This is a genomic window from Pedobacter sp. UC225_65, assembly GCF_042698365.1.
Taxonomy (GTDB): domain Bacteria; phylum Bacteroidota; class Bacteroidia; order Sphingobacteriales; family Sphingobacteriaceae; genus Pedobacter.
The window spans coordinates 568,568-592,046 of the sequence record NZ_CP170550.1; the positions used below are offsets into that span (position 1 = coordinate 568,568).

At 39.0% G+C, this 23,479-nt stretch carries 17 protein-coding genes and 2 pseudogenes; 12 read left to right on the top strand and 7 right to left on the bottom strand.

Translation table 11 applies throughout. The features are described 5' to 3' along the window. Positions 1 to 15 precede the first annotated feature (15 nt). Together ACFJIZ_RS02995 and ACFJIZ_RS03000 are read right to left on the bottom strand one after the other, a co-directional pair. Positions 16 to 2,238: a two-component regulator propeller domain-containing protein gene (locus ACFJIZ_RS02995; protein WP_379090520.1), complete on the bottom strand. Its 2,223-nt coding sequence runs from the start codon at positions 2,236 to 2,238 to the stop codon at positions 16 to 18. After that, positions 2,228 to 3,010: a LytR/AlgR family response regulator transcription factor gene (locus ACFJIZ_RS03000; RefSeq protein WP_379090522.1), complete on the bottom strand. Its 783-nt coding sequence runs from the start codon at positions 3,008 to 3,010 to the stop codon at positions 2,228 to 2,230. The genes ACFJIZ_RS02995 and ACFJIZ_RS03000 overlap by 11 nt, the downstream gene beginning before the upstream one ends. Before the next feature lie 146 nt (positions 3,011 to 3,156). Between ACFJIZ_RS03000 and ACFJIZ_RS03005 the strand changes: the two genes are divergently transcribed. The 3 genes from ACFJIZ_RS03005 (at position 3,157) to ACFJIZ_RS03015 (ending at position 4,747) form a co-directional block, all read left to right on the top strand. Continuing rightward, on the top strand, positions 3,157 to 3,750 hold the full coding sequence (locus ACFJIZ_RS03005; protein ID WP_379090524.1) for a ferritin-like domain-containing protein: 594 nt from the start codon (positions 3,157 to 3,159) through the stop codon (positions 3,748 to 3,750). Beyond that, a complete protein-coding gene (locus tag ACFJIZ_RS03010) occupies positions 3,708 to 3,872 on the top strand; it encodes a hypothetical protein (protein WP_379090526.1) in 165 nt (54 codons plus the stop codon). The genes ACFJIZ_RS03005 and ACFJIZ_RS03010 overlap by 43 nt, the downstream gene beginning before the upstream one ends. A 110-nt stretch (positions 3,873 to 3,982) precedes the next feature. Then, the gene (locus ACFJIZ_RS03015) at positions 3,983 to 4,747 is read left to right on the top strand and encodes a ferritin-like domain-containing protein (protein WP_379090528.1); all 765 of its coding nucleotides are present in this window, start codon (positions 3,983 to 3,985) and stop codon (positions 4,745 to 4,747) included. A gap of 71 nt (positions 4,748 to 4,818) precedes the next feature. Here the strand turns inward: ACFJIZ_RS03015 and ACFJIZ_RS03020 are convergent, their stop codons facing one another. Beyond that, positions 4,819 to 5,943, bottom strand: coding sequence for a CofH family radical SAM protein (locus tag ACFJIZ_RS03020; protein WP_379090530.1), 1,125 nt, complete (start codon positions 5,941 to 5,943; stop codon positions 4,819 to 4,821). Positions 5,944 to 6,113: 170 nt separating this feature from the next. Between ACFJIZ_RS03020 and ACFJIZ_RS03025 the strand changes: the two genes are divergently transcribed. From ACFJIZ_RS03025 to ACFJIZ_RS03040, 4 genes are all read left to right on the top strand, one after another. Continuing rightward, on the top strand, positions 6,114 to 7,352 hold the full coding sequence (locus tag ACFJIZ_RS03025; protein ID WP_379090532.1) for a M16 family metallopeptidase: 1,239 nt from the start codon (positions 6,114 to 6,116) through the stop codon (positions 7,350 to 7,352). Beyond that, positions 7,345 to 8,619, top strand: a complete 1,275-nt coding sequence (locus tag ACFJIZ_RS03030) for a M16 family metallopeptidase (RefSeq protein ID WP_379090534.1) — start codon at positions 7,345 to 7,347, stop codon at positions 8,617 to 8,619. The genes ACFJIZ_RS03025 and ACFJIZ_RS03030 overlap by 8 nt, the downstream gene beginning before the upstream one ends. An 84-nt stretch (positions 8,620 to 8,703) precedes the next feature. Then, the gene (locus ACFJIZ_RS03035; protein WP_379090536.1) at positions 8,704 to 8,979 is read left to right on the top strand and encodes a hypothetical protein; all 276 of its coding nucleotides are present in this window, start codon (positions 8,704 to 8,706) and stop codon (positions 8,977 to 8,979) included. 20 nt (positions 8,980 to 8,999) lie between these two features. Further along, entirely contained in the window at positions 9,000 to 9,167 is a 168-nt protein-coding gene (locus tag ACFJIZ_RS03040; protein WP_379090538.1) for a hypothetical protein, read from the top strand. Here ACFJIZ_RS03040 and ACFJIZ_RS03045 read toward each other — a convergent pair. From ACFJIZ_RS03045 to ACFJIZ_RS03055, 3 genes are all read right to left on the bottom strand, one after another. Then, on the bottom strand, positions 9,164 to 11,056 hold the full coding sequence (locus ACFJIZ_RS03045; protein WP_379090540.1) for a DUF3857 domain-containing protein: 1,893 nt from the start codon (positions 11,054 to 11,056) through the stop codon (positions 9,164 to 9,166). The genes ACFJIZ_RS03040 and ACFJIZ_RS03045 overlap by 4 nt on opposite strands. Beyond that, the gene (locus ACFJIZ_RS03050) at positions 11,056 to 13,044 is read right to left on the bottom strand and encodes a DUF3858 domain-containing protein (RefSeq protein WP_379090542.1); all 1,989 of its coding nucleotides are present in this window, start codon (positions 13,042 to 13,044) and stop codon (positions 11,056 to 11,058) included. The genes ACFJIZ_RS03045 and ACFJIZ_RS03050 overlap by 1 nt, the downstream gene beginning before the upstream one ends. A gap of 83 nt (positions 13,045 to 13,127) precedes the next feature. Continuing rightward, positions 13,128 to 14,966 carry a PQQ-binding-like beta-propeller repeat protein gene (locus tag ACFJIZ_RS03055; protein ID WP_379090543.1) on the bottom strand — a complete coding sequence of 613 codons (1,839 nt, stop codon included), beginning with the start codon at positions 14,964 to 14,966 and terminating at the stop codon, positions 13,128 to 13,130. A gap of 124 nt (positions 14,967 to 15,090) precedes the next feature. On the opposite strand from ACFJIZ_RS03055, the pseudogene guaB reads away from it, so the two are divergent. The 3 genes and pseudogenes from guaB to ACFJIZ_RS03070 all read left to right on the top strand — a co-directional run bounded on the left by guaB (position 15,091) and on the right by ACFJIZ_RS03070 (position 20,381). Next, positions 15,091 to 16,559, top strand: a pseudogene (gene guaB / locus ACFJIZ_RS03060) (IMP dehydrogenase). 167 nt (positions 16,560 to 16,726) lie between these two features. Continuing rightward, entirely contained in the window at positions 16,727 to 19,657 is a 2,931-nt protein-coding gene (locus tag ACFJIZ_RS03065; protein ID WP_379090544.1) for a TonB-dependent receptor, read from the top strand. Positions 19,658 to 19,796: 139 nt separating this feature from the next. Continuing rightward, the gene (locus tag ACFJIZ_RS03070) at positions 19,797 to 20,381 is read left to right on the top strand and encodes a TIGR00730 family Rossman fold protein (RefSeq protein ID WP_379090546.1); all 585 of its coding nucleotides are present in this window, start codon (positions 19,797 to 19,799) and stop codon (positions 20,379 to 20,381) included. Between the two features lie 13 nt (positions 20,382 to 20,394). On the opposite strand, the gene ACFJIZ_RS03075 is transcribed toward ACFJIZ_RS03070, so the two are convergent. Then, positions 20,395 to 21,108, bottom strand: coding sequence for a hypothetical protein (locus ACFJIZ_RS03075; protein WP_379090548.1), 714 nt, complete (start codon positions 21,106 to 21,108; stop codon positions 20,395 to 20,397). Between the two features lie 104 nt (positions 21,109 to 21,212). Between ACFJIZ_RS03075 and ACFJIZ_RS03080 the strand changes: the two are divergent. Together ACFJIZ_RS03080 and ACFJIZ_RS03085 are read left to right on the top strand one after the other, a co-directional pair. Continuing rightward, positions 21,213 to 22,839 (top strand): annotated as a pseudogene (locus ACFJIZ_RS03080) (acyl-CoA carboxylase subunit beta). A 6-nt stretch (positions 22,840 to 22,845) separates the two neighbouring features. Continuing rightward, positions 22,846 to 23,466: a toxin-antitoxin system YwqK family antitoxin gene (locus ACFJIZ_RS03085; protein WP_379090550.1), complete on the top strand. Its 621-nt coding sequence runs from the start codon at positions 22,846 to 22,848 to the stop codon at positions 23,464 to 23,466. The last annotated feature ends 13 nt before the right edge of the window (positions 23,467 to 23,479 follow it).

The window sequence follows — 23,479 nt, forward strand, 5'->3', positions numbered from 1 at the left end:
CAATAACCAATAGCGCTACAATAAACCACCAGGTTTGCCAAAAAACTTTTCGATGATGAAATGGATCTTATCGGGTTTGCTCCACTCGCTGTCTTGGCTTTTGGCACTTACTTCAAAGGTATATTCGCCTGGTTCAAGTGAGGACAATTCCACCCTGCGGTTTTTGGTCTCAGACCAGTTTGCATCTCCTTTTAATCGGTAGCGATAAACAATTCTTCGGTTTTTGAAATCAATTGCACTATAGTTAAAAGTAATGTTGTGCTGGCCAGGACTCAGTGTAAAATTAGCAGAGCTAAGGTCTAAGAATTCTTTATTGTTGGTTACAGACGAAATGTAAGTTTTCGGTGCCTTTGTCTGCTGTGCTTTTTGTTTATGTGCAAAATATACCAGTCCATTGTTTGTGGCGAAATAAGCAGTGTCTGTGTCGATATACAGGTCATTCAGGTCATCTGATAACAGGTCGTTGGCATAATCGAATGTACTGACTGATACTTTATCTTGGTCAAAGGCAATTCTGTTGATGCCTGTTCGGCTGATTGCCCATAAATGGTCACCTTGTACAAATAGTTTATTGATGATGTTGTTGTTCAGGCCATCTTTTTGGGTAAGGTGTTTGAACAATTGTCCGTTTTTGATCAATAATATCCCGTAACCATCAGTTGCCATGGCCAAATTTCCATTAGACAATTGTTGCATGTCGTTGATCCTTTTGGTTAACAATGTGTTGCCTTCGTAAACCTTGTTCAACTTTTCTGAATTGAATTCGGAGACACCATTTAGGTTAGAAAACCAAAGGTTCTGCTGTTTGTCGTAATAAACGCGATAGGAGCGGTCTTTGAAAAAGTCTTGTTTTTCTTTGTAATTGGATGAGGTGAATTCAAATTTGTGAAGTCTGTCATTGATGATGACCACCCCAGAAGATAGGGCCAAAGCCATTTTTTGCACACTGTCAATACTGAAATTCTTGACCACAAAGACCGAATTATTGGTCTCCCTTAAATGCCTGATGTTGGGCTTTAAAGGAAATGTAGCCGATACAGCGCCCAATCCATAATCTGAAGCAAATAAAATGTTCTTGTTTTTTTTGTCAAAAAGTAGTTGTTTGATCAGGTTGTATTTTTTAGGATTGGGTAGGGCAATCTTTTCCAATTTTTTACTTCCGATATTCACAATATCAATGTTGGCACTATTTAAACCGAGCCACAACCTATTTTGGGCATCCTTGGTAATGCTTTTGATCATGTCATTGCTCAAACCATTACTTTTATTAAAGATATAAAGACGCTCTTTAACATCTGGCAATCTATAAATACCGTTTTTGGTGGTAAACCACATGTTCTGGTTGTTGTCTCTGATAACCTGGTTAACATCCACATCTTTTAGGATCTGTTTTGTGCTGCCATCAAAATCAATTACAAAAACACCATTGTTATTGCTTAACCAAAGCTGTTTATTGCCCAAATAGATGTAGCCGGGGCTATTGTTCAGTAGAACAGTGTCTACCTTTAACATCAGCTGGTTAAATGTTCCAACTTTGAGGTTTAAACCATTTTTGTCCAAAAAATACATGGATTTATCTGGACGGTTCAGTATAGTTTTGTAAGAAAGAGGGAGTAAAGTGTCTTTGATCAGTACAAAATTATTCCTAATAAATAAATGTACAGCTTGTGTGCTATAGGCCCAAATGTTACCTTGTTTGTCTTCGTGGATAAAAGTATTGATGAATTGGTTTTCGATATTTGGCGAGCTGTACTTGATCAGAGTCTTTTCATCCCAAAGACCAATTACATTTTTGTTGGTGCCAAACCATATCCTTCCTTTACTGTCCTCAAAGAAAGAAACTACTACAGCGTTAAAATTTAGTTGTTGTAGTTGTTTGCTATTGTTCTGGTTATAGATTTTTCCGTTGAAGAAATAACTGAGTTGACCATTAAGGGCTAAAAACCATATCCTTCCCTTGCTATCTTCCCTTAGTTGGAGAATCTGGTTGTCTGGCAAACCGTCATCAACCGAAAAATTTTCGAATACCGTGCCATCAAATCTACTTACACCAGCATCTGTAGCCACCCAGATGTAACCTTTCTTGTCTTGTAAAGTATAATAACAATTGTTGCTTGGTAGGCCATTTTTTGTAGTATAATGGGGCAAGTAAGCAATTTGTGCAAAGCTTTTTTTGGCCGATGATAAAATTAAGATCGATAGGCAGACAATAAGATATAGTTGGGGTTTAATTTTCACCTTGGATATTGGTATAGGATTTGATCTTGTCGAAAAAGTCACTTGCTCTCCTTCTAGAAACAGTAATGGTCTCACCATTGTTTAATACCACCTGCAATCCGTTCTTGCTGTTGTATTCTTTTACAAATTTCAGGTTTACAATACTAGATTTATGGATGCGTACAAACCTGTTCTCTGGCAATATTTCTTCATAATCTTTCAATATTTTAGATACCGCAATTTTTTCGAGGTTGGCCAAATGAAATACAGAATAATTACTATCTGCTTCGATATGGATAATGTCGTCAATATCTACCAATCGATAGCCTTGTCCACTTGGTAAAGTTATTTTTTTGATACTTGTTGTCCTATCATTCAAATCGTTGGCCAGATTTTTTAGGCTTTCATTTCTATTGTTTTCGGCTTTGTTCAGCTTGATATATTTGGCAGCTTTATGAACAGCTTCTTTAAGTTCATCAATATCAATTGGTTTCAATAGATAGTCAAGCGCATTTGCCTTGATGGCCTTTAGTGCATATTGATCATAGGCCGTAGTGAATATCACTGTGGCATTTGCCTGTTGTGCCTGCGGAATGAGCTCAAAACCATTTTCACTCGGCATGGCTATATCCAGAAAAATAAGATCTATCGCATGTTGATTTAATAGATTACGGGCCTCATTTACCGATTTGGCAATACCTGCAATATGCACGTTCTCACAATTTTCCTGTAAAAGAAAATAAAGGGAGGAACGGGCAAACTCTTCATCATCAACAATTATGGCATTTAACACGGCGTAGTTTTTAATAGGGCTCAATTTATCAAAAAATAGAGGGAATAGAAAATATTTCTTTGATTCTCAAAAACCAAAGCCAGATGGCTTTCGTAGATGACATATATATGACCTTTTACTAGAACCTTAAATTAAAAATTTATTTTATGGAAAATTTAAACGAACAAGAGCTAGTGCAGCAAAATCATAGCATTTTGGATGCCAAGCTCGAACGCCGTTCCTTCTTGCAGTATGCAGGGGCAGGTGCTGCCATTGTTGCCTTAACAGCAGCAGGCTGTAAAAAAGACAGAGCAGTTAATACTGACTTTGGTGTAACACTCGATTTTAAAGATGATTTTGGGGTATTGAATTATGCTTATGCTTTAGAGCAATTGGAAGCAGCATTCTACATTCAAGTAGCCGCTAACCTGGCTTCTGATTTTACGCCAACTCAAAAAGCATATTTTACGGATGTACAGTTCCACGAAATTGCGCACAGAGAATTCTTTAAAAAAGCATTGGGCACAGCAGCGATAGGTAGTTTGGAAGTGAACTTTTCTTCAATTGATTTTACAAAGGCATCTAGCGTATTGGCTGCAGCAAAAACATTCGAAGATTTAGGTGTTGCCGCTTACAACGGAGCAGGTCGTCGTTTAAAAACCGATGCTTATTTAGTAATTGCAGGTCAGATCGTTTCTGTTGAAGCGCGTCACGCAGCTTGGGTAAGGATAAGATCACTCCGGGAAGTTTTGCAGATCTAGGCAGTCTTTCTGCTTTTGGTGCTGTTAATGGAAATGGTTTAGATGGTGCACTTACACCAGATAAAGTTTTGCCATTGGCAGCTCCGTTTATCAAAACAAAAATCAACTATATCAATCTTTAAAACTCAGAAATCATGAATATCATAAATATATTAGAAGAAATTGAAAAAGTTGACGGTGGAGTACTGAAAGATTAAGCCCGAGAAGAGCGGCCATGAAGGATTTTTTCAACATGGGAAAGAAAATCTCGTTAGCAGCTATGCCATTGGCTTTGGGTTCGATGTTCCAAAAAGCATACGGACAAAGCAATCCTAGCAGTGTAAACGATGTGTTGAATTTCGCTTTATCGTTAGAATATTTAGAATATCATTTTTATAACCATGCTGTGGTTGCCGCTCCAGGTTTAATCCCTGCAGGTGCAGCCTTAACCGCGATTACCACTATTCGCGATCATGAAAAAGCACACGTAGATTTGTTAGCAGGTGCTTTAGCTGGAAATGCAAGAACGCCATTGGCTTATACCGATTTCGACTTTACCGCTGGTGGTACATTTGGTGATGTTTATACCAACTATCAGACCTTTTTAAAAGTGGCTACCGCTTTCGAAGATACAGGAGTAAGGGCTTATAAAGGACAAGCGCCAATTTTAAAAGCCGCTCCAGATGTACTTACTATAGCTTTACAGATCCATTCGGTAGAAGCACGTCACGCTGCCCATTTGCGTCAGATGACAGCGGCAAGTTTAGGCGTTGGCTTAAAACCTTGGATCAGCTTAGGGGCTGGTGGTGTTGCTAATGATACTGGTGTTACAGCAGCAGATGCAGTATATGCTGGAGAAAACAACACCATGCAAGCAGGAATAGAAATTACAGGTATTGGCGGTTTTGCTGGTATAACCAAAGCAGCGGCAGCCGAATCTTTTGATGAATTTTTAACAGGCGCAGCCGTTAAAACCATCGCTAATCTATTCATTTTGCCAGCTAAAAGATTAACATAGTTTTTCATTGGTTTAAGTTAAGGGAAGGAAGTGTATACTTTCTTCCCTTTTTTATGTCTTTAACCCTTGTGTTAGTAGGTGATTACCTGTTCTTCCAGATGAGCTGGTAGGTCGCGATAGTTATATTGCTGTCCACGTAACTGCGGCTCAAATCCGGCTTCTTTTATTGCATTTTGGATGCCCTGCGCTGTAAAACGGTGTGGCGCACCTGCAGCAGAAACCACATTTTCTTCGATGATGATCGAGCCAAAATCATTTGCACCAGCATGTAGACACATTTGGGCCACCGATTTACCTACAGTTAACCAACTGGCCTGTATGTTCTTAACATTCGGCAACATTATGCGACTTAAAGCCAGCATCCTCACATATTCATCACCACTTACATTATTGCTGATTCCTCTTAAACGTTTCAATAAAGTGCCATCATCTTGGAAAGGCCATGGGATAAAGGCCAAAAATCCTTTGGCATGCTCAGGTTTTTCACTTTGTACTTCTCTGATCCATACCAAATGCTCAAAACGCTCTTCAATGGTTTCTACATGGCCGAACATCATGGTTGCAGAAGTGGTAATGTCTAGCTGATGTGCAGCACGCATTACATCAAGCCACTCTTGTCCACCGCACTTGCCTTTAGAAATTAGACGCCTAACCCTGTCGTTCAGGATTTCTGCACCAGCACCAGGTAATGAATCCATGCCATTGGCCTTTAGTTCTTTTAAGACTTCAGTATGCGAAATGCCTTCTAATTTGGCTACGTGCGCAATTTCAGGTGGACCTAAAGCATGTAATTTAAGGTCTGGGTATAATTCTTTTAGTTCTTTAAATAGATTGGCGTAAAAACTTAAGCCTAGGTCTGGATGATGTCCACCTTGTAATAAAAGTTGGTCGCCACCTAAACGGAAAGTCTCTTCAATCTTAACCTTGTAGGTTTCAATATCAGTAATGTAACTCTCGTCGTGCCCTGGTCTGCGAAAGAAATTGCAGAATTTACAGTTGGCAATACAAACATTGGTGGTGTTTACATTGCGGTCGATCTGCCAGGTAACTTTACCACTCGGTACTTGGACTTTTCTTAATTCGTTAGCTACATAGGCCAATTCTGCAGTAGCTGCATTATGGTATAAAAAAACGCCTTCTTCTTTGCTCAAAAAGTCGAATTTTAAAGCCCGCTGTAATAATTCGGCAGTATTCATAATACAAAGATAGCTAAAAGGGATGTAAGGCGAAAGCTGTTAGGTTTATGCTGTGTAAAAATACTGGATAAGGTGATTGTGTACAAGCAATTATCATTTAATTGATACATCTTCCATTTTACCGTACACATCTTACCTTTTTATATATCTTTACTGCTCTAAAAATTTATATGGTAGATTTTAATCGTTTTACGCTTGCCAATGGTTTAACAGTTTTGGTTCATGAAAGACCAACCACACCGATGGCAGTTTTGAATATTTTATATGATGTTGGTGCAAGGGATGAGGAAGAGGGCCGGACGGGTTTTGCCCATTTGTTTGAACACCTGATGTTTGGTGGCTCGGTCAATATTCCGAGTTACGACGAGCCTCTGCAGCGCGTAGGTGGCGAAAACAATGCATTTACCAGTAACGATATCACCAATTATTACATTACATTACCTGCTGTAAACATCGAAACTGCATTTTGGCTAGAAAGCGACAGAATGCTCAGCCTTGCTTTTTCTGAGAAGAGTTTAGATACGCAAAGAAATGTGGTAATGGAAGAGTTTAAGCAACGTTACCTCAATCAGCCATATGGCGATGTTTGGTTAAAATTGCGCCCATTGGCCTATCAAACACACCCATACAGATGGGCAACCATTGGTCAGGACCTGGCACAGATAGAAAATGCCAAAATGGAAGATGTAAAAGCATTCTTCAAAAAGCATTACAATCCCCAAAATGCCATTATGGTAGTGGGTGGTAATGTAAAAACCGAGGAGGTTAAAAAACTTGCCGAAAAATGGTTCGAACCTATTCCTGCTGGAGAGAAATATCATCGCAATTTACCAAAAGAATTGCCCCAAACGGAGGCCAGAACATTAACGGTTCATGAAAACGTGCCTTTAAACTCAATTTATATTGCCTTTAAGATGCCGGCCAGAACAGATAAGAACTATCAAGTATTTGACTTGATGTCTGATGTTTTATCGCAAGGGCAATCTTCACGATTGTATAACCGTTTGCTTAAAGAACAGCAATTGTTCAGCGATATCAATGCTTATATCACCAGCAGTTTAGACGAGGGCCTATTTGTGGTAGAAGGAAAACTGATTGGAGATATAGCAATGGAAACTGCCGAAAAAGCAATCTGGGAAGAGCTGCATCAAATGACGAATACTTTGGTTAGTGAAGATGAATTGACCAAAGTGAAAAACAAATCAGAATCGATCATGCTTTTTGCGGAGATGAATTTATTAGATAAAGCCATGAACTTGGCCTATTACGAGCTATTGGGCGATGCACAGTTGCTCAATATAGAAATCGATAAATACCTCGACATTACTGCAGACCAGATCAAACAGGCTGCTGCCACAACCTTTGTTAAAGAAAAATCTTCTACCTTATATTATTTAGCTAATGCTTAACCGTACAATTGCACCTGTATCAAAACAGGTTGATGAAATCAATTTTATTGCGCCAAAGGCACAACAATTAGACAATGGCATTCGTGTTTTTACTGTAAATGCTGGTCAGCAAGAGTTGGTGCGTATCGAATTTGTGTTTCAAAATGTAAATTGGGACCAAAATCAGCCTTTGCAGGCCGTTACCGTAAACAGCTTGATCAATAATGGTACACCAACTTTGTCGGCAAAAGAAATCGCAGACCAAATAGATTATTACGGTGCTTTTTTGCAGACCGAATACGCAGCTGACCATACCACCATTACATTATATAGTTTAAACAAACACCTGGTTGCCGTACTGCCAATTGTATGGTCGATCTTGAATGAAAGTAGCTTTCCACAAAACGAGTTGGATATCTTTATACAGAACCAAAAGCAAAAGTTGAGTGTTAATCTGCAAAAGAACGACTTTTTAGCCCGTAAAACCTTTGCCAATACAATTTTTGGGTCAACAGCTTATGGCTCTGACATCTCTTTAACAGATTATGATGCCATTAAAAGAAGTGATCTTTTGGCTTATTTTAAAGCAGCATTCAAACCAGAGAACTGTACCATTATTGCCGCTGGTAAATTTGAAGATTCACAATTTAACCTCTTGAACCAGTTTTTTGGTAAAGCTTGGGCAAACAATGATCTATCTACCATCAATCAATTTACCTTTACCTCGGTTGAGGGAAAAGACTTGTATATCGAGAAGCCAGATGCAGTTCAATCGGCCATTAGGATGGGTAACTTGAGCATCAACCGTAAACATGAAGATTTTTCTTCCCTACAGATACTGAATACGCTTTTAGGAGGATATTTTGGGTCGCGTTTAATGGCAAATATCCGTGAAGACAAAGGTTATACGTATGGTATTGGCTCTGGAATAGCTTCTTTGAAAGATGCAGGTTATTTTTTCATCGCTACAGAAGTTGGTACTGATGTGTGCACCAGTGCTTTGACAGAAATAGAAAAGGAAATCAACATATTAAAAACCGAACTGGTAGCTGAAGAAGAATTAGATTTGGTACGTAACTATATGTTGGGCTCGATGTTGGGGAGTTTAGAAAATGCCTTCTCTCATGCTGATAAGTTCAAGAACATCTATTTTTCGGGATTGGATTATAGCTATTATGATAAATACATCCACAAAGTGAAAACAATAACTGCCGAAGAACTTAAGGCTATTGCCAATACTTACTTGAACTGGGATGCGATGACCAAAGTTGTGGTTGGTAAAAAATAGAAATACGATTTAAAACAAATGAATACCCCTTGGCCAGAACAAATAAATTTGACCAACTTCTTAATGCCCTATTTTTAATTTAAAATGAACATCCCTCAAGAAAACCCAGCTTATACTTATCAAATCAACCCAGATCTAACCCTGATAGATTGGGACTATATCATCTCCCTATTCTTTAAAATTGAATGGAAGCACCGAAAGGCAGAAGAGATTGCGGCGGCATTTAAGAACAGTACCACTACACTTTTTATCTTCAAAGACGAAAAGGTAATCGCTTTTGGTAGGGTAGTAGGTGACGGAAGATATTATGCCATGCTGGCCGATATTGTGGTAGATCCGATTATCAGGGACAGGGCCTAGGGAAATATCTGGTTACCACCTTGAACAATCAGTTGGTCGATTATCATTTTGTAAACCTGAGCGCAGCACCTGGTGCAGATAATTTTTACAAAAGTATGGGCTGGAAAAAACAGACCACAGCCTTTATCTGGCCACAGGGACCAAAACAATTAAGACAACATTGCGAGCCAGAGCAAGAAAACAATTAATTTGTTTTGGTTAAAACAGCCTTCTGTTTGTCTGCTTGGAATATCTTCTTGGTAAAGTCTACATAGTCATTATACTTCTCTGGTGGAAACTTTTTGGCGTTAACCGTTAAAGTACGGGTATAAGTAACTGTATTGTCTTTTGAGATTGCTTTAGCGCTATAAGTGCCAAACTCTGAGGTAAGTGTAATGTCTTTGGGTAAAAACTCTACCGTATAGCCCTTAGGCAAGGTGTAATTGATTTCATCTTCATCCTGAAAGGCAAAAGAAACCGCAAAATAGGTTTTTCTATTTTCTATTTTTTCAGGAACACTTTCTCTACGGTTGGTTAGATTAAGGGTAAGAAATAACTTATCGCCGCCTTTGGTTAAGAGTTGGTTGGTTTTCAAGTTAATTTCTTGTGTAAGGATAGGTAATGCTTTATCAGACTGTTCAAATTTGAACGAGATCAGTTCAGCTCCTGGTATGTCATTTTGTTCATTGAGCCTTTTGCGTTGTTCTGTTGGTTCGATGAGTAACATACCCATATTGTTATCAAATTGAGCATTGCCATAGGTAGATTTGATATTGATCATCGCATATCCATCATCCTGTAACCCTACATTAGTTTTGGTTCGTAAGTAGTTATCTTTTGCATTGTAGATTGGCGTGCGTACGATTTTACCACCTTCATCTGTAATCAATAGCACATTTCTATCTGAATTATCATAGCCAATAAAGCCCATTGGATAATGTTGGCTGGTACATTCTAAAAAGGTGGTGTCATTAGCCAAAGGCACACTTAAGATCATGTGGTTTGCCTGACCCATGCTCGAATAATCAGGGTTCATGCTCGGCATGCCATTACCGATCACTACTAAGTTTGATTTGATACCTGCTTCATTTAATAGAGCTTTCATGTAATTGGACAAGGCTTTACAATCGCCATAGTTTACCTGAGCAACCTTATCTGCCAAGATAGGTTTAAAACCACCAATGCCCAATTGTACACTTACATATCGTGTATTTTGTTGCAAATGGTTGTAAAGGATGCGCATTTTATCTTTAGGTGTTTTAGCATTCTTAACCAAATTCTGCACCAAGGTTTTGGTTGCAGGTGGTAGGTTGTTGCCATTTTGGTTCAGGTTGTGTATCCATGCCCCAAAATTTTTCCAATTGTCAAAATTGCCAGTAGTATTGTCATACTCGAATTGTGTTGGAGAAACCTTTACCCAGTCGCCCACGTTTTCAAGACCAATACTCATCGGTTCTCTTGTAATTGCAGTTAAGTTGCTTCCAGACCACTTATATTGGGTCTTATCGTTAATTTTAGTAGAATCTGTTTTTAGACCTTTACTAGCTAAAAATTTGATTTTTAATGTAGATGCCTTTTGAATGGTATAGGTTGATTTTTCTGTAGAGATCCCATAACCCTTGATCGCAGACCAAGAGGGAAGAGAAAGGATTCCCTTGTAATCTTGATTATAGCTGTATTCAATTGTATAAGGATAGGTTGTGCTGTAAAATTTTAGCAATTTGATGCGGTTATCTTCATACATCGAATAGTCAGAGATTAGGCTTTGGTCTTTGATATCCGCAGATTTATACTCCTTTATTTTCTTTCCAGCATCATCATATAAGGTTGCTTTGATATTGGAGATGCTTGAGAACTTATCGTAAACCTCGGCCATTTCTGCAAGATCATCTCCCGCCTTATTTAATATGGTAATGGCAATTTTATAGGTTTCCTGACCAGCACCCACGCTTTTGAAATCAAAAAAACGCTCTTCGTTTCTGATGACCGCTACAGCATCTTTGGTGAGTTGGTCTGGAATTAGACTGGCGGCATAATTTTGAGCAAATGACAAAAATGAACTTAAAGCCAAAGCAGACAATAGGATATACTTTCTCATTAAGATTTCTTTTTAAATACGATTTGTTCAGCTTGTTTTTCTACGATGGCCTTGAATAGTTCTTTGAGGTGGAAATATTCGTCCGGACTATAAACAGATTTAGTAATTTCTATGTTGCTCCTTACCAATAGTGTTTTTCCTTCGCTAAGGAAGGAAATGGTAAATACCCCTGCGTTTTCGGGTATTTTGTAAGACCCACTTTTTGGTAATTTATCGATTTCGTAAGTTTCTGGAAAATTTACTTTGATCCGATAGCTTTCCTTGATTGGAAAGGCAAAATCTACCGGAAAATTTCTGGTTTCTTGTTTGAATATATTTTCCTTTGTACGTTCATAGAGTAAGGGAGAGAAATAGACAAGATTGCCTGCCTCTTCTACATTATCGTCAATCACTACTTTCATCGATTGAGACAAAACCTCATCCAAGCTATTCAAATTGTCGATCTTATACTCAGAAATTTCTAAGCCAGTTTTGTCTTTTTTAAAATTTTTAAGGTATTCGGTTTCATTGTTGGTGTTTTTGTAACCATTACGTATACTTAATGCGGCATAACCTTTGGCGTACTTCATGTAAGATCCTTTAAGCTTGTTTTCGGTATCTAATACCAAATCTAACGCATATAAGGTTTCGTTTGCTGTGGTAGGTTCGGTTGTGACCCAACTTCCTTCTAACGTTTTAAGGTTGACCATATAACCTTGGTGATTTAGATTTTCATAAGCTACCATGCCTAAAGGTAGGTCTTCATTTGTTGCATCTATGAGTATGTTTTTATCACCAATGGTTACCTGAGCAATCACATTGTCAAATTTGGACAAGATTGGGTAACCTGGATGCGCTCCATTACTTCTGGTACTGATCAATACTGGAGCAACCTCTATTTTGGCTTCTTTTAAAAGGCTGATTAACGATAGGTTGATATCACCAGAATTACCCTGTTTCTTTTCAAAAACTGCTTTAGGATTGGTTCCTGTGGCATAAAAAAAACTTTCTTTATTCCATTTGATGTTCTTTTTAACATGCTCAAGGATAAGCTTGGTAATGGCTAATTGATCCTTTTCGTCTTTAATGATTGTAGGAAGAACAGTTTTCGCATAAGAATTTTTATTGATGAACAGTCCAAAGTTCTCGTCTTTTGCCAACTCAGAAATGATCTTTGGCCAAGTACTGTTGTAATCTTCCATCAACGAATTTGGAAAATGGGTAGACCGCAATTCAAAATCCACCATAGGTCTGTAATCATCCAATGTTGTGATGTAAGCTTCATCCTTTAAGGCTGGAACGTTCTCCAATACATATTGGTCGTAATTAGCAGTAGAACTTAGACCAGTTACATAAGTCGCGTTGATAGTTTCGCTTTTGGTTCTGTTTACAGGGATGTAACCACTCAAGTTGGTCTTATAACTTAGGTATTCAGGTATTTTAACATTAAATTCGGTATAGAGCGTAGGCATGCTGCTTTGAAAACTCCAACCCCTAAGGTTAAAGATGAAATTGGATTTGATGGTATATCTAAATTCTATGATTGTTCCTTCCTTTACATTAGGTAGGGCAATCTTTCTATACGTATAGGTCTTGTTAAACTCCTCAGAAAACTTAGCGTCTTTATTAGGTTTACTGGTCACAATCTTACCATCTACAAGATTATAGGCCGCTGCATCAAATTTGTGCAGTTCTTCCTTGTTACCACCATTCCCTTTTCTTAAACCAATACTGTAATCGGCCAAACTATAACTGTTTTTGTTAATGATCTTATATCTGACATGTTTTTCGTAGACATATAAGAAACCACCAGTTGTTGGGCTGATTTCAAAATAACAATCACCAATATCAAAGAGTTTGATTGCCGAAGCAGCAGAATCTTCGCCCAAAGGTTTGATTTGAAATTCTTCTAATCCTACTTTGCCAAACTTAAATTCTTTTTTTTGGCCGTGGCTATTTAAATAGGAAATAATGCAAATGAGAGAGAGTAGGAGCGTTTTTGTTTTCATAGATAGGTTTTAAGCCGCTATGATAACAAAAATATTCTAATCTGACACAAAAAAAAACTATTTACTTAGTTAATTTTTAAAAATTATTCTTTGCTCTGCAATAAAGTTACTTTTCCATCCATTGTACTGACCAAGATATTTTTGCTATTGATCACATTAACCGTATTGATCATGGAGTTGTCTATTTTATGTGCCCATAAACCTTGCTGTTTTTTAGGGTCGAAAGCATATACCACACCATTTTTTGTGCCGAAAAATACCTTGCCTTCTTTTTCTATCAGCATAGATGGCACATGCTCGTAACCAAAACCTAGGTTCAGTTTCCAGGCAATTCCAGGGTCGGTTGCTTGGGTTTTGTAAGCCACTACTTCATCTTGCATGGTTTTACCATAGATTGTACTGCTATCTGCCGATAAGCCAATGGATTCTCTAACAGTAGCTTCTTTGTTGCGCCACAGCGTCTGACCATTTTTTGCATCAATGGCGGTTAAATACCTGTCTGGAGCTGCAATATACACAATGCCATTGGTGGCTACTGGTGTAACCATTGCGGGAGAGAACATCCTATTGGCACTGCCATTGTTCCATTTCCAAATTAGGGCGCCAGATTTAACATCCAGGGCATAGAGGTGTCTTCCCCAAGAACCAAAAATAACCTTGCCTTGATAGATGAGTGGTTTACCAACAATGGTTCCTTCTACTTCCTCAAATTTCCAATTCGTTTTACCTGTTTTGATATCCAGCGACCTAAAAGTATGATCGCTTGCGCCAATCAATACCTGATTGCCATCGATGATTGGAGAGCCTAATACGGCATTTGCCGTTGCAACTTTCCAGACCACCTTACCGGTAGCTGTATTTAAGGCATAGATATTGCCATCGCCAGAACCTAAAATTACCAATTGATTGGCCACTACGGGCGATGAATAGATTGCCCCTTTGGTGTTAAAGGTCCATGCTTTTTTACCGGTTTTGATATCCAAAGCTTCTACCAAACCCAAGCTATTGCCAAAAATGGCCAATTTATCGGTATAAGTAGGCGTGTTAACTACGTTGGCATTTGAATGGTAGGTCCATGCTTCTTTAACAGTATTGTATTTTTGGTTGACCGTATAATCGGGTCTTTCGTAGGCCTTTAATGTTTGGTGTACAAAAGGTTTTAAGGCTATTTTTCGCCAAGCAGGCAATAAAGGCTCTGTAGGTTTCTTGGTCGCAAAATAGACCGTGTCTTTTGTCATGTTGACGATGTTATAACCACCAATGCTATCTTTGGCCCTTAAGTTTGATCGGCCCATGGTACTTTCTATACCTTCAAAATTATAAGCCTTGTTCTGGTGTCCATGGCCGCAAATGGCATATTGGATGTTATATTTCTTTAATCGGTCTGTAGCTTCGTACCAATTGTCTAAACTATTGTCCATAGGGTAGTGGTTGATAAAAACAATGGGCATTTTAGCCGATGTTTTTTTCAAGATTTCATCTAACCAAACCGTGGCATCACGAGGAATATGCCCATCAGACATCCTAACATAGGGTCCAGAAGCACAAGCAATGAAACGATAACCATTATGGTCAAAAGTGAATTTGTCGCTACCAAACTCTTTGATAAAAGTTACGCCTCCAGATTCAGACCAACCCGTATCATGGTTTCCTGGGATAACGTAAAAAGGTTTTTTCAATCCTGACAAGATCTCTTTGGCCAATTTGAGCTCATCATTGGTACCCATTTCCGTAACGTCGCCAGTTACCAATATAAAATCGATATCATTTTGTAGGTTGATATCGGCAACTGTTCTCCTCAGGTCTTCTTCTCCGGTTGCGGTGCCTACATGGGTATCCGTAACAAAAGCATATTTAAAATTTTGAGCAAAAGAATGGAAAGCGATAAAAGAAATGACAACGGCTAAGATTAGTTTTTTCATGATGGGGGGATTGATTGTTAAAGGTGCTAAATTCTTTTAAGCCGAACAAAGTGTAATGATATTTTTATATTGAATGATTTATTGTATCTTTGCCCGGCAAATAATAACTCCTAATTTATTTGCTATGCAACTCGATCCCCAAAAATTTATCGCTACTGGTTTAACATACGATGACGTATTGTTAGTGCCTGCCTACTCAGAGATTTTGCCACGTGAAGTGAATACATCAAGTTTCTTGACCAAAAAGATCAAGCTCAATGTACCTTTGGTTTCTGCAGCTATGGATACTGTTACGGAAGCAGAATTGGCCATTGCCATTGCTCAAAATGGTGGTTTGGGTATGCTGCACAAAAATATGACGATTGAAAGACAAGCTGAAGAAGTACGTAAAGTGAAACGTTCTGAAAGTGGCATGATCGAAGATCCGGTTACCTTACGTGTAGATGCTATTGTTGCCGATGCTTTCAAGATGATGAAAGAACATAAGATTGGTGGTATCCCTGTAGTAAGTAACGATAATAAATTGGTAGGATCATTACCAATCGCGATCTGCGTTTTCAAAAAGACATGAACAGACCAATTGCGGATGTAATGACCAAAGAAAACCTGATCATTGCTCCAGAAGGTACTACATTGGTGCAAGCTGAAGAAATTTTGCAGAACCATAAGATCGAAAAATTACCCGTTGTGAATGCAGAAGGTTATTTAAGCGGTCTGATCACTTTTAAAGATATCCAGAAAGTGAAAAACTATCCTGCCGCCTGTAAAGACGAAAGGGGACGTTTACGTGTTGGTGCTGCGGTTGGAGTTACTGCAGATACGATGCAACGTGTGGATGCCCTGGTAAAAGCGGGTGTCGATGTAATTGCAATTGATACGGCCCATGGCCACTCTAAAGGGGTAATTGATAAATTAAAAGAAGTAAAAGCTAAATATCCAGATCTACAGGTGATTGCAGGTAACATTGCCACAGGTGCTGCTGCCAAAGCATTGGCCGAAGCTGGTGCTGATGCGGTTAAAGTGGGTATCGGACCAGGTTCTATTTGTACCACCAGAATTATTGCAGGTGTAGGTGTACCACAATTGTATGCTGTTTTCGAATGTGCCAAGGCCTTAAAAGGAACTGGTGTACCTGTGATTGCTGATGGAGGGATCAAACATACAGGAGATATTGCCAAAGCGATCGCCTCTGGTGCAAGTACGGTAATGGCAGGTTCGTTGTTTGCAGGAGTTGAAGAATCACCAGGTGAAACCATCATCTACGAAGGACGTAAATTCAAATCTTATCGTGGAATGGGCTCTATCGAAGCGATGGAACAAGGTTCTAAAGACCGTTATTTTCAAGATGTTGAAGATGACATCAAAAAACTAGTACCAGAAGGTATTGTAGGTAGGGTGCCATTTAAAGGAACTTTGGCCGAAGTGATGTATCAATACGTTGGCGGTTTACGTGCAAGTATGGGTTACTGTGGTGCTGGTACGATCGAAGCTTTGCAAGAAGCGCAGTTTGTACAGATCACGGCAGCAGGGATGAGAGAAAGTCACCCGCACGATATTACCATTACCAAAGAAGCTCCTAATTATACGAGATAATTTATTTTGATTTCTGTTTAAAAATCAAAATAATATAAAAGCAATAACAAAATATTTCTGAAAAATCAGAATTAAATTTTGTTATTACTTTTTTTAAAATATATTTGTCTATTTAATCTATAGATTTAATATAATAAAAAATAACCCATCCTCAAACTAACTATCTTATGACCAAATCGAAGTTTTACGCGCTCCATCTTATCCTTGTTTTAGCCCTTTTAACACCATTGTCCCTCTTTGCACAGGGCAATAATTTTATAGAAATCAGCGGAAATATTATTGATAAAGACCACAAACAGGTCTTAGCTGGCATCAATGTAACCGTAAAGGGAACGGTGAATGGTATTTCAACTGATTCACAAGGCCATTTTGTTCTTAAGACGAGGGCCAAATATCCATTTACACTTGTGGTTTCTGCTGTAGGTTTCCAGACCCAAGAATTTGAGGTAGCAGGACCAAACTCAGCGCTTACCATCGAATTGATCACACAGACCATGTTGGGTAAGGAAGTGGTGGTTACAGCTTCGAGAGTTGAAGAAAGTATTTTGAAATCGCCTGTGGCCATCGAAAAATTGGATATCAGAGCTATTCGAGAATCGCCAGCGGCCAGTTTTTATGATGCACTCGAAAATGTAAAAGGTGTGCAGATGACCACCTCAAGCATCACTTTTAAGGTGCCAAATACCAGAGGTTTTAATATTCCCAACAATTTTAGGTTCGTACAACTGGTAGATGGGATCGATATGCAAGCTGCAACCTTAGGTGTGCCATTGGGCAATGCCATCGGACCAACAGAATTGGATATTGCCAGTGTTGAGATTACACCTGGTGCCGCTTCGGCATTGTATGGCATGAATGCGATCAACGGAATGGCCAATCTTTTGACCAAAAGTCCATTTTTATATCAGGGATTAAGTTTCTATCAAAAAACAGGAATCAATCATTTGGGTGGCACAGGTAGAGAGTTAAGTAACCTTACAGAAACAGCGGTCCGTTATGCCAAAGCTTTTAACAATAGGTTTGCATTTAAGATCAACCTGAGTTATTTACGGGGTACAGATTGGTTGTCGGATACGCGGACCAACCAAAACCCTAACAATCTGAATACAGCAAATCCATCTTTCCCCGAACTCAATGCTGATGCGGTTAATCCCGCTTATGATGCTTGGAATAAATATGGTGATGATGGTGGCAGTAATGCCGTAACGCTCACTGGTCTAACTATTCCAGGTAGAATGGGCAGCCAGAGCATTATTGTTAGACGAACAGGTTACTGGGAAAAGGATGTGGTCAAACCTACAGTCGATAACCTGAAATTTGATGCTTCTCTACATTACCGTTTGGGAGACAATGCAGAATTGGCTTATGGTTATCGTATTGGCAAAATGGATGGCGTTTTTCAACGAGGAAACAAAATACAGCTCGATAACGTAATTGTCCAGAACCATAAGTTAGAATTAAAAGGTGCCAACTATTTTATTCGTGGCTACGCTTCATTAGAAAATACAGGCGATTCGTATAACATTAAACCTCTGGTTGATAATTTGGATATTACCAGCGGTGGAACCAATAGTGTTTGGAGCGCCAAATACAAAACGGCCTTACAAAATGCCTTGAACAATGGTTCTTCCTTAGCTGATGCTTTGCAGATGGGCAGAACTGCTGCCGATGCCAGTAGGGTAGTGCCGGGTACACCAGCTTTTGAAAGCTTAAAAAATACCATTGTTGGGATCAACAATTGGGACCATAAAGCTGTGGTTGGAGGTGATGCTCCGGCAACGGGTGGGGCATGGTTGAGTCAAAGAAGCCGTACCTACCATGCAGATGGTCAGTATAATTTTGCTAAGCAGATCAAAGCGGTTGATTTGTTGGTTGGTGCAGATGTACGCATTTATGAGGTTGTGCCCGATGGAAACAATTTTGTGGATTTTAAAAGACCACTGGCAGAAAGAAACAAACCTTTAGCCGATGGGAGTTTTGGTGATAACGTCTACTACAAGAAATTTGGAGCATTTGCGCAGGTAACGAAAACATTTTTTGAGGAAAAGTTAAAACTTTTTGGTTCGTTAAGGTTGGATTACAATCCCGAATTTACGGCAAAATTGAATCCGAGGATTGCAGCAGTTTATACCCTTGATACTAAACATAATTTCAGGGTTTCTTTTCAGAATGGTTACAGGTTTCCTGCTTTATTCGAGGCTTTATCATTCGTTAACAATGGCAATATCAGACGTGTTGGCGGATTGTCTTACATCAATAATGGATTAAACTACTTGGATAATTCTTATACACTCAATTCTATCAACGATTTTAATGCTGCGGTAAATAAAGACGTCGCTACAGGTTTATCCACTACCAATGCTGCACTTAAAAATAGAGATTTATTAGCGGTTACCAGTCTTGCGGCTACCAGACCTGAGCGGATCAATTCTTTTGAATTTGGTTATAAAAGTGTATTGCTAGACAATAAATTGGTATTGGATATTGATGCTTATGTTAATCAGTATAAAGGATTTTTAGGTCAGGTAGAAGTGGCGGTTCCTTATCAAACAGGTTTAACCAGTCAGGTTCCAGTAGGTTCTGATGCAGCGGTAATTGCGATGGTACAGGCCAATAGAAATAGCCAGCAAACTCGTTATAGGGTTTATACCAATGCCAAGAATACCTATAACAACTATGGTTCGTCTTTTGGATTGACCTATAATTTCTATCAGAAATTTACCATCGCTGGGAATGTCAATTACAACGATATCTCTGAAAATTCGCACAAAGATGTTTTTGTAACTGGATTCAATACGCCAAATTGGGCCACAAATATTTCATTTGGCAATAGAGAAATCGTTAAAAATTTTGGTTTCAACATCCTTTGGAAATGGCAGGAGTCCTTTTTGTGGGAGAGTCCTTTGGTCAATGGTCAAGTGCCTGCCTTTAACACGTTGGATGCACAGGTTACTTATCGCATTCCTCAAAACAAGGCCAGTATCAAACTCGGAGCGACCAATATTTTTAATCAAAACTATGTACAATATGCTGGTGGACCAACTTTGGGAGCGCTCTATTATGTGGCCGTAACTTTTGATGGTTTGTTGGTTCGTTAGTTCGTTAGTTCGTTAGTTCATTGGTTCAGTTGTTCATCAGTTCAGTTGTTCATTGGTTCAATTGTTCATTTGTTTGTTGATCAAGATTGAACCCATGAACTTTTTGTTACTTTTGGCTTTTTAAATCAATCTATTTCAAATGAAATCTATCTGTGTGTATTGCGGCTCCAATTTCAATGGCGACCCTCAATTACAAAAAGCAATCGAGGCCTTGGCTTCGACCATGGTGGCACAACATATCAATCTGGTTTACGGAGGTGGAAGTGTAGGTGTAATGGGTGTAATTGCAAACGAAATCCTACGGTTGGGTGGAACTGTTACTGGAGTTATTCCACAGTTTTTGATGGATAAAGAGGTTGGTCATACTGGTTTAACAGAAATGTTGGTGACGGAAAATATGCACCAGCGCAAACAGAAGATGGCCGATCTGGCCGATGGTTTCATTATTCTACCAGGTGGCTTTGGTACATTGGAAGAACTTTTTGAAGTTTTGACATGGCTGCAATTGGGCCTGCATGCCAAACCTATTGGTGTGTTGAACATCAATGGCTTTTACGACCATTTGTTTTTACAGATGGATGTAATGGTTGAACATCGTTTCCTAAAACAGACCAACAGAGACTTGGTTTTTAACGAAGTTGAAGCCGATGTTTTGGTAAACAAGATGAAAAATTTTACGGCTGCCCCAGATGATGTCTGGTTCAGGGATAGAAACCTAACCTAATTACTTGGTGGAACTATAAAAAATTGTCCTTGGTAATTTCCCAAGTCCATGGTTTTTTAAAATTGTTTAACGTTCTGAGTTGGGAGAAATAGAGGATTTCTTCGCTTACTTCGTTGATGGTATTCCGCACAAATAGATTTCCTTTGGTCTGTTTCACTTTCCGATTGGCAAAATCATAGGCTTTAATGGTCATCTCTCCTGATGAGGAATTATAATACGTATGATTGGCTTGTATCAGGTCCCAATCCTTATGTTGAAACTTAAAGAAATAATCTAATTTCCATCGCCATTCGCTGCCTCCCTCAAAAACGAGGTTCAGGTTATTGTCTGTGATGTTCAGTTGTTTAAAAGGTTCGCCTAAAGCACCGCCTTCTTCGGAGCGTAGCACAAAATTGTTGTTCTGTAAAGCAAAAATATATTTACCAGACTTTGGGTCTCTGAAATAGACCGCCAATATTCTAGGTTTCTGAAATTCCTTGATCAATTCGGTTTCTGCATCCCCATAAGCTCTTCTTTCGGTAACAGGTTTCTCAAACTCGAGTACGAAAGCCATGTCTTCACTCTTGTCGTTGTTGAGGTCGCCATAAGCCGTATCTATCGCTTTCCAATTTTGTGGGATAAGCGTAGAAATGCTATTACCCTGGCCTGCAAGTTTGGGAAAAACAAAAGATTGCGCAAAGCTAGATTGGCAGAAAAACAAGCTCGAAATCAAAAATAAATAGCGCATATCATTAGAAACGAATAAAACGTTAATTTAGCACGTATTGTTTTTGAAAAACTAAATACCGTTACAGGTTTTAGTTTTAAAAAATTATCATCTAACTTGCTCGCATGAATATAGAATTCAATAAAAACGAAGATGTAAATAAGCAATTGGTGTATGATCTGAAAACCAGGCTTAAGAAAATATATGCGGGTGGTGGTGAAAAAAATGCTGCTAAACAAAAGGAAAAAGGCAAACTTTTAGCCAGAGAACGCATCGCCTATCTTACTGATGAAGGAAGTGAATTTTTAGAGCTGGGCGCATTTGCGGCAGACGGGATGTACGCAGAACAGGGTGGGTGCCCAAGTGCTGGTGTAGTAACCGGAATTGGTTATGTTTCGGGCAGACAATGTTTAATTGTGGCCAATGATGCTACCGTAAAAGCAGGAGCATGGTTTCCGATGACGGCAAAGAAAAACCTACGTGCCCAAGAGATTGCGATGGAGAACAGGTTGCCTGTAATCTATCTTGTAGATAGTGCCGGAGTGTATCTGCCAATGCAAGATGAGATTTTTCCTGACAAAGAACATTTTGGAAGGATGTTCAGAAACAATGCAATCATGTCGTCAGATGGAATTGTACAGATTTCTGCCATTATGGGTTCTTGCGTAGCAGGAGGAGCATACTTGCCTATCATGAGTGATGAAGCCATGATTGTTGAGGGAACGGGCTCGGTATTTTTAGCAGGGTCTTATTTGGTAAAATCTGCCATTGGCGAGGATATAGATAACGAAACTTTGGGTGGTGCAAGTACCCATTGCGAGATTTCTGGTGTGACCGATTACAAACAACCTAATGATCAAGCTTGTCTGGATAGCATCAGAAACATCATGAGCATGTTGGGTGCTCCAGAAAATGCAGGTTTTGATCGGATCAAATCGGCGTTGCCAAAACTCAATGAACAGGAGCTTTACGGTATCTTACCTGATAATAGAGAAAAACCTTATGACATGCGAGAGGTAATTCTTCGTTTGGTAGACAATTCTGAGTTTGAAGAATACAAACAGTTATTTGGCCAGAGTATCATTTGTGGTTTGGCCAGAATTGATGGCTGGGCAGTTGGAATTGTAGCCAATCAAAGAAAAGTAGTGAAATCTAAAAAAGGAGAAATGCAGTTTGGTGGGGTCATTTATTCAGATAGTGCAGATAAAGCCAGTAGATTTATCATGAACTGCAACCAAAAGAAAATTCCATTGGTGTTTTTGCAAGATGTAACCGGTTTTATGGTAGGCAGTAGATCTGAGCAGGGTGGATGATCAAAGATGGGGCTAAAATGGTCAATGCAGTAGCTAATTCTGTAGTGCCAAAATTCACCATTGTAATTGGTAATTCTTACGGAGCGGGCAATTATGCCATGTGTGGCAAAGCCTATGATCACGCCTAATCTATGCTTGGCCAAGTGCAAAAATAGCCGTAATGGGAGGCGCACAAGCGGCAAAAGTACTGTTGCAGATCCAAGAGGCATCGCTAAAAGCCAAAGGCGAAACCATTACACCAGAAAAGGAATCAGAACTGTTGAATGAAATTACCGATCGATATAATAGCCAGACCACACCATATTACGCCGCTTCACGTTTATGGGTAGATGGAGTGATCGATCCTTTAGAAACACGTAAGGTAATTTCTATGGGGATAGAAGCAGCCAATCAATCGCCAATAAAAAAGGCGTTTAATGTAGGTATTATCCAAACCTAATTGAGTATGAAGAAATTTTTGATATTTGTTAGCGCTATCATTTTTAGTATCAATGTATTTGCACAGACCCAAGTAAAAGCACTTTACTTTAGGGGGAACAAGATTACCAGCGATTCTACCATTGCCACTTCTTATGGGGTATATGGAATAGTTGGTCCTGATAAATTGTGCATATTGAAAACCTATAACCTGTATGATGAGCTGACCAGTACAGGTAGTTATAAGGATGAAACCTTAAAAGTAGAGCATGGGGATTTTGTGTATTACAATGACTATCGTGATTTCAACTATCAAAATAATACCTCATTTTTTTTAAAAGACAAAACCAGATATGTTTCGTTAAAGGGACGATTTGAAGATGGGTTGAGGACTGGGAAATGGACTACATTCTATCCAACGGGTAATATACTGATGATGACCACTTATTTAGAAGGACAAAAAAATGGCCTTTTTGGCTATTATGAAAATAATGGGGATGTGATCCAGACCGGAAATTACGTAATGGACAAAAAAGATGGCGAATGGTTCTATAACAAGGGCAGGAGAAAGGAAGTTTATATAATGGGTGTACTCCAAAAAGAGGAGAAGAAGAAAAAACAAAGTAAGGCCAGCGGAACAGTCAACTAAAATTTTGATTTAA

Excerpts from the sequence above, each read along its gene's own strand:
- ACFJIZ_RS03015 (WP_379090528.1), top strand. The coding sequence starts at position 3,983 with ATGGGAAAGAAAATCTCGTTAGCAGCTATGCCATTGGCTTTGGGTTCG.
- ACFJIZ_RS03020 (WP_379090530.1), bottom strand. The coding sequence starts at position 5,943 with ATGAATACTGCCGAATTATTACAGCGGGCTTTAAAATTCGACTTTTTG.
- ACFJIZ_RS03070 (WP_379090546.1), top strand. The coding sequence starts at position 19,797 with ATGAAATCTATCTGTGTGTATTGCGGCTCCAATTTCAATGGCGACCCT.
- ACFJIZ_RS03065 (WP_379090544.1), top strand. The coding sequence starts at position 16,727 with ATGACCAAATCGAAGTTTTACGCGCTCCATCTTATCCTTGTTTTAGCC.
- ACFJIZ_RS03045 (WP_379090540.1), bottom strand. The coding sequence starts at position 11,056 with ATGAGAAAGTATATCCTATTGTCTGCTTTGGCTTTAAGTTCATTTTTG.
- ACFJIZ_RS03025 (WP_379090532.1), top strand. The coding sequence starts at position 6,114 with ATGGTAGATTTTAATCGTTTTACGCTTGCCAATGGTTTAACAGTTTTG.
- ACFJIZ_RS03075 (WP_379090548.1), bottom strand. The coding sequence starts at position 21,108 with ATGCGCTATTTATTTTTGATTTCGAGCTTGTTTTTCTGCCAATCTAGC.
- ACFJIZ_RS03085 (WP_379090550.1), top strand. The coding sequence starts at position 22,846 with ATGAAGAAATTTTTGATATTTGTTAGCGCTATCATTTTTAGTATCAAT.
- ACFJIZ_RS03030 (WP_379090534.1), top strand. The coding sequence starts at position 7,345 with ATGCTTAACCGTACAATTGCACCTGTATCAAAACAGGTTGATGAAATC.
- ACFJIZ_RS03005 (WP_379090524.1), top strand. The coding sequence starts at position 3,157 with ATGGAAAATTTAAACGAACAAGAGCTAGTGCAGCAAAATCATAGCATT.
- ACFJIZ_RS03035 (WP_379090536.1), top strand. The coding sequence starts at position 8,704 with ATGAACATCCCTCAAGAAAACCCAGCTTATACTTATCAAATCAACCCA.
- ACFJIZ_RS03050 (WP_379090542.1), bottom strand. The coding sequence starts at position 13,044 with ATGAAAACAAAAACGCTCCTACTCTCTCTCATTTGCATTATTTCCTAT.
- ACFJIZ_RS03055 (WP_379090543.1), bottom strand. The coding sequence starts at position 14,966 with ATGAAAAAACTAATCTTAGCCGTTGTCATTTCTTTTATCGCTTTCCAT.